Consider the following 2,827-nt stretch of genomic DNA (forward strand, 5'->3'; position numbering starts at 1 on the left):
CGGTGATCGCTTCCCACAGGGCCGAGGCGGCCGGCGCGGGGTGTGCGGCGGCTTCGATGGCCTCGGCGCCGCCCGTTTCCGCCTCCGTCGCACTGTGCTGCGTCCGGTTCTGTTCTCGCAGCTGTCTGAGGGCTTCGGCGCCGCCGGTCTCCACCAGGCGGCCTTGCGCGTTCAGATCGGCGATGAAGGCGTGAGCGAGTTCGCTGAGCCGCGCGGTGAGTTCCTGCTCGACGTCCATGCGGTTCCCGGGGACGGTGGTCATGCGACGGCTCCCACGTAGGCCTTGCGCAGGGAGTCGAGCGCGCGCCACTGGAGCGTCTTGACGGCGGCGTCGGTGGTGCCCATGGTGCGGGCGGTCTCGCGGACGGACATCTCGCCCAGGAACCGCAGCCGGATGACGACCTGCTGGCGGGGCGTGATCTCGGACAGGGCGTGATGCAGGTCGTCGAGCGCGAGCGAGGACAGGACGGTGTCCTCGGGGTTGCTCACCAGGGGTGCCCAGGCATCTCCCACCTGGGTGATCTGGTCGACGAAGGTGAGGTTGCGTGTCGCGGCGGTCTTGAAGTGGTCGGCGACCACGTTGCGTGCGATGGTGCACAGCCAGGCGCGGATGGACGTGCCGTTCCATGTGAAGGTGGTGATCTTGGCCCATGCCTTCATGAAGACGTCCGCGGTGAGGTCTTCGGCCAGTGCGGTATTCGACCTGACGCGCTGGCCGATGAGCGTGGCGATCACACCGTGGTGCATCCGGTACAGCTCGGCGAACGCCTCGCGATCGCCCTGCTGGGCGCGGGTGATGAGGGCCGGTTCCCCCGTGGTGCCGCCGTCGAGGGCGGCGTGAGCCTGAGTGGTCAAGGGTGCTCCCGATCAATACGTGGACAGAACTGAGGTGGGGCTGGTGATGCGCGGACCGCCTCCGGGCCGCGGGGGCAGGGACGGGGCCGGGTAGGCTCTAGCCGGCTGCGTGCCGGTCCCGGTCCCCGTGCCGCAAGCGGTGCCGGTCCTGGGCGGGCACGCGCTGCCGTTGCGGAAGGCCACCGCGCTGCTCGGTCTGCGGGTCGTCGTAGACGAGCGCGTCGAGCCGGACACGGTAGGCGTCGCGCAGCGTCCAGAGCGTGGCAAGGCTCGGCTGTTTCGTTCCGGCGGCGAGCCGGTGGAGCGTCGACCTGCTGATACCGGTTCGCTGCGCCATGTCGGCGACACTTTCGTCACCGAGCTCCCTGGCCTTTACCAGGAGCGTGGCCATGTGGAGGCGAAGCATGGTCAGAAGACCCCCTCAGCAACGTGCAGCCGTGTGGCTAACCCACACGCGCGCAACATATGCAAGTTGCCAGGCATAAGTGACGCAAGGGTATTTTGATTCGCACACAGATACGAGATTCGCGATGTGGCCTGCAGAAATGCCGATCTAGCTTTTGACCTGCAAAGGTGCACGCGTGCAACTAGCGTGTGACCACATGCCTGCGCGCTACCCTCCGAGCATGCGGAGTGTGGAAGATTCCCCCCACGAAAGCCGGGCCAAACGGCAGGCTCAGGCCCAACGGGTCGGCGCGTATCTCACGGGAGCTGCGACGGCCGCCGGATACGACGTCCGTCGGCGGCAGGGCGGCCGGGCGCAACTGGCGGCCGCGACCGGTCTGAGCCTGACCACCATCAGCCGGACGCTGGACGGCAAAACCTTGCCGCTGCCCTCGCAATTGACGACATGGGCGACGGTCCTCAATCTCGATCATCGGAGGATTCTGGTGGAGAGCGGTCTCATCCCCGAACAGCGAGGGCCTCAATCACCAAGACGGGGACCGAACTCGGCGACGCTCTCGCCGGACGAGGCCATGACCGCCTGGGGAATCACCGATCCCATCATCCGCAGGACACTGAACGGGAGCATCGTTCACGCGATCGAACTCCAAGCGGAGATCGATGCGGCCCAGGAACCAGGGCCGTTGCCGGCGGCCAAGCGCCCGTGGCACGCGCACAGATGACCCCGGCCCCGCCAGGACCCCTGTCCGTGGACCACCGCATGCCGGTCGCCACGGCATGAACTCACCGTCCGCAAAGGGACGTCACCGGCCGAACCGGCACTGCGGGCCGTGCGGACCGCTGGGCATCACCTGCTCCAGCCTCTGCCGCCGGCCCAGTGCTGCGGCGGCCGGACCGGCGCAGCAACCCGGCCGGGCCCCGGCCGGGTTGCTGCGCGTCGCAGTCACCGACAACACCACCGGGTCTGCGACCGCCGGTAATCGAGCATATGCACGCCCTTCAGGTGCACCGCTCGGCAATGTCTCTCCCGCTAAGCTCGGCGGAATCTTCCCGAAATCCAGTGGCTGCACCGCGGCTCGCGGTCACGGGAAGAGCGAGGGATATCCTCCTGCCGTGCCAGGATCCAGCGGGTCGGAAAGGCCACGCCGAGAGGGGTAGCAGGTGCTTGTCGTACAAGGAGCCCCCATAACCGCTGTCGTGCGCAGCAGCACCGGCGAGGTGGTGGTTCTGCTTTCCGGCGACTCGCTCCGGCAGGTACCGGAGACGACGTTGACCGACATGATCAAGGCTGCTGCCGCCGTTCTCAGCGCCGCGGAACTCCAGACCGTCAACAACGCCGTTCCCAGGCTTGGCACAGGCCCGCCGGATTTCCATGTCCGTGTCGAGGGAAACGACCTGACTGTCTACAGGCTGACCGTCAGCTGAGTTCCGCGTGCAGGTGACGAACGCGATTCATCTCCCCTTTGCGATGCGGTAACCGCTTCTTCCCGGTGAAGCTTCGTCCTGGGCGACCGTCCCGTATCCGTTGAAGGCTCCCCTCCCTGATGGGAGGGGATTCTCCACCCTC

5 protein-coding genes are annotated in these 2,827 nt (G+C 67.2%); 2 read left to right on the plus strand and 3 right to left on the minus strand.

Annotation, left to right across the window (positions count from 1 at the left end; translation table 11 throughout):
- From BZY54_RS47980 to BZY54_RS47990, 3 genes are all read right to left on the minus strand, one after another.
- A partial coding sequence (locus BZY54_RS47980) for a hypothetical protein (protein WP_143668439.1) occupies positions 1–262 on the minus strand: 262 nt, incomplete at its 3' end.
- The gene (locus BZY54_RS47985) at positions 259–855 is read right to left on the minus strand and encodes a sigma-70 family RNA polymerase sigma factor (protein ID WP_086731536.1); all 597 of its coding nucleotides are present in this window, start codon (positions 853–855) and stop codon (positions 259–261) included. The genes BZY54_RS47985 and BZY54_RS47980, both read right to left, overlap by 4 nt.
- A gap of 97 nt (positions 856–952) precedes the next feature.
- On the minus strand, positions 953–1,246 hold the full coding sequence (locus tag BZY54_RS47990; RefSeq protein ID WP_158104036.1) for a helix-turn-helix domain-containing protein: 294 nt from the start codon (positions 1,244–1,246) through the stop codon (positions 953–955).
- A 235-nt stretch (positions 1,247–1,481) separates the two neighbouring features.
- Between BZY54_RS47990 and BZY54_RS47995 the strand changes: the two genes are divergently transcribed.
- Complete coding sequence (locus BZY54_RS47995) at positions 1,482–1,982, plus strand: transcriptional regulator (RefSeq protein ID WP_086731539.1); 501 nt, start codon at positions 1,482–1,484, stop codon at positions 1,980–1,982.
- Positions 1,983–2,457: 475 nt separating this feature from the next.
- Positions 2,458–2,685: a hypothetical protein gene (locus BZY54_RS48000; protein ID WP_086731538.1), complete on the plus strand. Its 228-nt coding sequence runs from the start codon at positions 2,458–2,460 to the stop codon at positions 2,683–2,685.
- Positions 2,686–2,827: the final 142 nt, after the last annotated feature.

The sequence above is a fragment of the Streptomyces carpinensis genome, from assembly GCF_002154505.1.
GTDB classification, from domain to species: Bacteria; Actinomycetota; Actinomycetes; order Streptomycetales; family Streptomycetaceae; genus Streptomyces; species Streptomyces carpinensis.

Bases quoted from the DNA above. Each gene is read 5' to 3' on its own strand.
- BZY54_RS47990 (WP_158104036.1), bottom strand. From the start codon at position 1,246: ATGGCCACGCTCCTGGTAAAGGCCAGGGAGCTCGGTGACGAAAGTGTC.
- BZY54_RS47995 (WP_086731539.1), top strand. From the start codon at position 1,482: ATGCGGAGTGTGGAAGATTCCCCCCACGAAAGCCGGGCCAAACGGCAG.